This is a genomic window from Sphaerisporangium sp. NPDC088356 (assembly GCF_040685555.1).
In the GTDB taxonomy this organism is placed as follows: Bacteria; Actinomycetota; Actinomycetes; order Streptosporangiales; family Streptosporangiaceae; genus Sphaerisporangium.
In genome coordinates, this window is the sequence record NZ_JBFBIK010000041.1 from 21898 (window position 1) to 28183 (window position 6286).

5 protein-coding genes and 1 pseudogene are annotated in these 6286 nt (G+C 69.3%); 3 read left to right on the top strand and 3 right to left on the bottom strand.

The window, feature by feature from the left end; all coding sequences use genetic code 11:
* Nucleotides 1-67 precede the first annotated feature (67 nt).
* The 3 genes from glmM to rplM are packed head-to-tail and all read right to left on the bottom strand — an operon-like array spanning nt 68 to nt 2450.
* Complete coding sequence (glmM, locus tag AB0O34_RS17495) at nt 68-1429, bottom strand: phosphoglucosamine mutase (RefSeq protein ID WP_363916441.1); 1362 nt, start codon at nt 1427-1429, stop codon at nt 68-70.
* Nucleotides 1426-1953 carry a 30S ribosomal protein S9 gene (gene rpsI / locus AB0O34_RS17500; protein WP_363916442.1) on the bottom strand — a complete coding sequence of 176 codons (528 nt, stop codon included), beginning with the start codon at nt 1951-1953 and terminating at the stop codon, nt 1426-1428. The genes glmM and rpsI overlap by 4 nt, the downstream gene beginning before the upstream one ends.
* A 53-nt stretch (nt 1954-2006) precedes the next feature.
* Nucleotides 2007-2450, bottom strand: coding sequence for a 50S ribosomal protein L13 (gene rplM, locus AB0O34_RS17505; protein WP_363916443.1), 444 nt, complete (start codon nt 2448-2450; stop codon nt 2007-2009).
* Between the two features lie 376 nt (nt 2451-2826).
* Here rplM and AB0O34_RS17510 point away from each other — a divergent pair, with 376 nt between their 5' ends.
* From AB0O34_RS17510 to AB0O34_RS17520, 3 genes and pseudogenes are all read left to right on the top strand, one after another.
* Nucleotides 2827-3564 carry a CAP domain-containing protein gene (locus AB0O34_RS17510; protein ID WP_363916444.1) on the top strand — a complete coding sequence of 246 codons (738 nt, stop codon included), beginning with the start codon at nt 2827-2829 and terminating at the stop codon, nt 3562-3564.
* A gap of 164 nt (nt 3565-3728) precedes the next feature.
* On the top strand, nt 3729-4985 hold the full coding sequence (locus AB0O34_RS17515) for a hypothetical protein (protein WP_363916445.1): 1257 nt from the start codon (nt 3729-3731) through the stop codon (nt 4983-4985).
* 173 nt (nt 4986-5158) lie between these two features.
* Nucleotides 5159-6286, top strand: a pseudogene (locus AB0O34_RS17520) (hypothetical protein); the annotation flags it as partial.

Consider the following 6286-nt stretch of genomic DNA (forward strand, 5'->3'; position numbering starts at 1 on the left):
ATGGCGCTGGAACGCGGCAAGGCGGGGTCCCCGATGAGGACCCCGCCTTGCCGGTTATGACGGAATATCAGGCGCAGGCCGTGCGCACCACGTCGGCCAGCTTGTTCGCGATGAGCTCGGCCTCGTCCTGGGACTCGGCCTCGACCATCACGCGCACCATCGGCTCGGTGCCGCTGGGACGGATGACGACCCGCCCGGAATCGCCGAGCGACTTCTCGGCGGCGGCCACGGCGGAGGCCAGTTCCTCGGACGTCGCCGCCTTCGCCTTGGAGACGTCCTTGACGTTCACCAGCACCTGGGGGAGCCGGGTCATCACCGACGCCAGGTCCTGCAGCGAACGGCCCGAGCGCGCGACCTCGGCGAGCAGGTGCAGCGAGGTGAGCAGGCCGTCACCTGTGGTGGCGTGGTCGAGCATCACGACGTGACCCGACTGCTCGCCGCCCAGGTTGAAGCCCCCGGCCTTCATGGCCTCCAGCACGTAACGGTCACCGACGGCCGTCTCGATCATGTTCAGTCCGGCCTTCTTCAAGGCGATCTTGAAGCCCAGGTTCGACATGATCGTGGCGACGACGGTGTTCTTCACGAGGGCGCCGCTCTCGTGCATCGCGAGCGCGAGGACGGCCATGATCTGGTCACCGTCGACGACCTCTCCCGAGGCCGTCACGGCCAGGCAGCGGTCGGCGTCACCGTCGTAGGCGATGCCCGCGTCGGCGCCGCGCTCCAAGACCGCGTCACGCAGCCTGTCGAGGTGGGTCGAGCCCACACCCTCGTTGATGTTGAGGCCGTCCGGCGAGGCGCCGATCGTCTCGACGACGGCACCGGCACGCAGCAGCGCCTCGGGCGCGACCATGTGAGCGGCGCCGTTGGCGCAGTCGACGATCAGCCGCAGGCCGTCCAGACGCCCAGGAATGGTGGTCAGAACGTGGGACACGTAGCGGTCGGCCTCGCCGAACGCGTCACGCACCCGGCCGACGGCCGAGCCCACCGGGCGGTTCCACTTCTCGCCGAGCCGCTGCTCGATGTCGTTCTCCACCGCGTCGGGCAGCTTGAAGCCGCCGCGGGCGAAGAACTTGATCCCGTTGTCCGGGGCGGGGTTGTGGGACGCGGAAAGCATGACCCCGAGGTCGGCTCCGAGAGCAGAGGTCAGATAGGCGACGGCCGGGGTGGGCAGCACGCCTAGGCGCAGCACGTCCACTCCGGACGACGCGAGGCCGGCGACGACCGCGGCCTCGAGAAACTCTCCCGAGGCACGCGGGTCCCGGCCCACGACGGCGACCGGGCGGCCACGCCGCCCGACGCTCGACTCGAACGCACCGGCATCACCGAGGACGTGAGCCGCCGCGACCGACAGGTCCATGGCCAGCTCGGCCGTGAGGTCGCGACCCGCGACCCCACGAACCCCGTCGGTGCCGAAGAGGCGACCTGTCAACGCTTGCTGTACTGCGGAGCCTTACGGGCCTTCTTGAGACCGGCCTTCTTGCGCTCCTTCATCCGGGGGTCACGGGTGAGGAAGCCGGCCTTCTTCAGCGGCGCGCGGTTGACCTCGGTGTCCAGCGCGGTGAGCGCACGGGCGAGACCCATGCGAACGGCGCCGGCCTGACCGGTCACGCCGCCGCCGTCGATGCGGACGAAGACGTCGAACTGGTCCTCGGCGCCGAGCGTCACGAAGGGCTCGTTGACGATCTGCTGGTGGACCTTGTTCGGGAAGTAGTTGTCCAGCGAGCGGCCCTCGATGGTCCACTTGCCGGTGCCCGGCGTGATGCGCACGCGGGCGATGGCTTCCTTGCGACGGCCGGTGCCGTACGAGTTGCCCGTGGTGATGGGCTTACGCGCGGGGACGTCGCTGCTGGGAGCGGACTCGCTGGTGTACTCGGACGGGAACTCCTCAGCGGAGTGCTCCGCAATGTCCAGCTCGCCCTCGATGGGCGTCTCGACACCGGTGGGCTCGGCCACGGTTCTCCTCTAACTTTCGATCTTGGCGTCAGCCGTCGGCCAACGGTGTGCGACTACTGGGCGATCTGGGTGATCTCGTACGTCACCGGCTGCTGCGCCAGGTGCGGGTGCTCCGAACCGGCGTAGACCTTGAGCTTCTTGGCCATCTTCCGGCCGAGGGAGTTCTTGGGAAGCATGCCCTTCACGGCCTTCTCGACGGCACGGTCGGGACGCTTCTCGAGCAGCTCCTTGTAGGACACGGAACGCAGACCGCCCGGGTAGCCGGAGTGGCGGTACGCCTTCTTCTGCTCCAGCTTGTTGCCGGTCAGGGCCACCTTGTCGGCGTTGATGACGATGACGAAGTCACCGGTGTCGACGTGCGGCGCGAAGATCGGCTTGTGCTTACCGCGGAGCAGCGTCGCGACCTGGGTGGCCAGCCGACCCAGCACGACGTCGGTGGCGTCGATGACGTACCACTGACGCTGTACGTCGGTGGACTTAGGGGTGAACGTGCGCACGGTGGTAAGCCTTCTGTCTGGTTGACATCTGTCGGTAGGTCATGGGCGGGCGCACGACAAGGCCCAGACCTTCCGTCTCCACGAGCAGGGAGATGACGCCGGACGCGCCGCGCATCGGTCACGAGGGACCAATCGCACACAACGAATCAGCAGACTACCGGTTGTAACAGGCGTGGGTCAAAACGAAGCACCGACGCAGGCACGTCACACCGGATCCGCACGATGAGTGTACTCGGCGATCGGACGAATTCCTCAACGGAAACCAGTCCCCCTCGTCTCTTCTTTAACATAAGCCGACCTCTCTATATTTGGCAGCGGTATGTGTCAGCCCCTTCGACCCAGGCACACCCAGCGGTTCCCCCGTCGGCGGACCCACATGGGCCTTTTGGCGTGCCTGGCGGCGGCTCTGCTCGCGGGCATCGTGATCTCGCAGCTCGACACCTCCAAGGTCACCGACGAGATCTACCTGCAGACCGGCACGCCCGCGCCCTCGGCCGGCCGGCTCATGGCCGCACCCGAACACCAGGTCGAGGCCGACGGCAAGCGTCCGTCACTGGGCCACGTGTCGCGCCCCAGTTCCCCTCCCACGAGCGAGGCGCGGCCGAGCGCGACTCCAACGGCCACCAGGCAACGCAGCTCCATCGACGGGTCCGGGTCCGAGGTTCCCGCGGGCACGAGCGTGGGCACGGCGAGCGACGGCCAGGGCGGCGACGACCAGGAGGACGCTCCTGCCACCGGCGAGCTTGAGGCGGCGGCGGTCGACCTCACCAACAGGGAGCGGATGCGCAACGGATGCGACCCCCTACGGGTCGATCCGCGCCTCGCCCGGTCCGCCCGCGCCCACAGCCGTGACATGGCCGCTCGAAACTATTTCAGCCACACCTCTCCCGGGGGGCTCACCCCCTGGAACCGCATGGCCCGCGCCGGCTACTCCAACAGCGCCGCCGAGAACATCGCCCGGGGCTACCAGTCGGCCGACGAGGCCGTTCGCGGCTGGATGAGCAACAGCGGCCACCGCCGCAACATCCTGAACTGCAAGATCACGACCGTGGGCATAGGGGTCGCCTACGGTTCTGGTGACACGTGGTGGACTCAGGACTTCGGCTATTCCTGACCTGTTATGTCGCGGTGCCGGGCTAGTCTCGGCGCATGGGTTACCCCGGGGATCGACAACCACGCCGTCAGCCTTACCGCCCGTACGAAACACCTCAGTCCACCGGTGACCTCCGGCCCGAGGCGCAGCCGCACGAGCAGGCTCCCGAGTCGTCGTGGCCTCCCGTGGAGGAGCGCGCCCCGGGCCAACGACCATGGTCACGCGCCCAGGACCGGCGCGGGCCGGCCCACGACCCCCTCTTCGGCCCGGCCCCCGGCACGGCCGACCCCGGTCACGGCGCGAACACCCCCCGCCCCGGCGCGAACGACCCCGCATACGGCACCGCCGACCCCCGTCTCGGCACCGATCCGCGTCTAAGCACGACCGACCCGCGAATCGGCACGGCGGACCCCCGTCTCGGAGCGGGAGATCCAGCGTTCGGCGCGGGCGGGTCCTTCGGCGGCCGGCAGTCGCCGTCCCGGCCCTTCGACGATCACGAACGCAACCCCTTCAAAGCCCCGCAGGCGCAGGGCCGCGCGTTCGAGCCGTCGCGGGGAAACCCGTTCGAAGTGAGGCAGCAGCCGCCGAGCCGTCCGTTCGACGTGGCACAGCGCGCGTCCTTCGAGGAACGGGGAAGCGACCGGCCGTCGGCGGCCGAGACGCCGCCGTCCAGTCCTCCCATGGAGAAGCGGAGGCGCGAGCCGGAGGAGCCGTTCCGGCGGCGCTCCCGCACCCCGTACTTCATCGCGGGCGGTGTCGTGGCTCTGATCGTCGCGGCGGGCGCGGGCATCGTGATCATGAGCGGCGGCGATGATCCCGTGAGCACGGCCGCCCCCGCCGGCACGCGCCCGGCGGCACAGGTTCCCCTGGTGGCCGGCCAGGGTGACAACTTCACCGTCTCAAGGAAGACCGACCCCCAGCCGCTCACCCTCAAGGAGGTCTTCGGCCACAAGAAGGTCACCGTGAAGGGTCGTTCCTACCTGATGACGGTGCGGCGCACCGAAAAGAAGTGCAAGGACGCCGTGCACGGCACGGGCATGCAGAAGGCGCTGACGACCGGGCGATGTACGCAGTTCCTCCGGGCCAGCTTCCGTGACGCCGCGGGCAAGCTCATCGGCACAGTAGGCGTGGCCAACCTCAATACCTCGAGCTCGGCCAAGAAGGCCGCCAAGGCCGGCACGGGCGGCGAACTGGAGGACTACGTCACCCCGCTTCCCGGGAAGGACTCGGCGACCAAGCTCCTCGGCAGCGGCAGCGACTCCTATGCCACCGCATGGGCACAGGGCCACTATCTGGTCCTGCTCTGGTTCCAGTACAAGGACGGCCACAAACCGTCCAAGACGGAGCTGAAGGCCCTCAACCGAGCGGCGGTCGATATCACAGAGGCGAGCGTCTTCTCCGCACTCGACACCCGCGCCCTCACCGGCAGCCGGAGCAATTGACCCTAAAATCCATCCATATGTGGCTTTAAGCGGACAAACATGCTGTCGAGCTAGACCGGGAAACGCCCATAGCGGTATGCCGATCTCCGACTGTGGATACGCTTCCGCATATGCGTGGCCAGGATTCCGGATCCGAGCACGAACGTGAGACCGAGAGCTCGGGGGCTCCGCCGATGCCACCCCCGAGCTTCGGGCAGGCGCACAAACCCGTGCCGCGGACCGAGCAGAGCGTGACGGACCCCGACTCCACCCAGGAGACGCCGTGGGTCCAAGACGCGTCCACTGACCAGCCACGGCGGCCCGCGCCCTGGGGCGGCGCGGACGCCCAGCCGTGGGACCCCGCCGAGCGTTTCCCCACCGAGTACGACTGGTTCGGCGGTTCCGACCTGCCCGACGAGGACGGTCGGCGCGGGTCGCCCTCGGAGCTCCCGCGGCCCGGCCGCGCACCATGGCCCCCCACCACGCCCGGTGAGCGCTCCCCCGAACGATCGATCCCCGCCGACCACCAGAGCGACATACCCGCTCCCGTAGGTCCCGGCGGGCTCGGAGGATTCGGTGACGCGGAGTCTTCGGAGGGCCCGAAGGGGGTGGAGCCACGCACCGGGCCGGTCATGGACCCGTGGCCCGGGCAGAGTCCCCCGATCGTGCCTGGCGCCGTGTCCTGGCAGCCTCCGTCGGCGTACACCACTCCGGCCGCCCCGGCGCACAACACTGCGACCGACCCCGCGCACAACCCTCCGGCCGCCCCGGCGCACAACCCTCCGGCCGATTCGACGTACGGGCATCCCGTCGAAACGGGTGTCTGGCCCGCTCCGGTCGCCCTTCCCCAGGAAGCGCCGCCGGCCGAGCCGCTCATCCCTCCGACCTCGTGGTTTCCGCCGCCCGTCAACTCCCCCGCGATCCCGCAGGACGCACCCCCCTCCCCCCAGGACGCCCCCTGGGAGCCGCAGCCTCCTCAGGGCGCCACGCCCGAGGTGACGCCCGCTGAGCCGGGACGAACCGCCAACTTCGTGGCACGTGACATTCCGGTCTGGCCGCCTTTTCCGCCTCCAGGGGAGCAAGGGAAGCACGGGCAGACGGCGCCGGAGTCAGGCGGCGGGCTGCTCCCCGGAGAGGCCACCATCCCCGGCAACCGAATTCCGGCCGGACTTGCGCCGTACACCCCCGCGACAGACGCGAGCGGGTCAGACAGTCCGAGAGCGGACGCACTCGGAACACCCGCATCTCGCACGGACGGTCCAGCACCAGAAACACCCAGCATGACCGACACGCCCAGTGCGGACCCGCTCGGGACAGGTACG

Excerpts from the sequence above, each read along its gene's own strand:
- AB0O34_RS17510 (WP_363916444.1), top strand. The coding sequence starts at position 2,827 with ATGGGCCTTTTGGCGTGCCTGGCGGCGGCTCTGCTCGCGGGCATCGTG.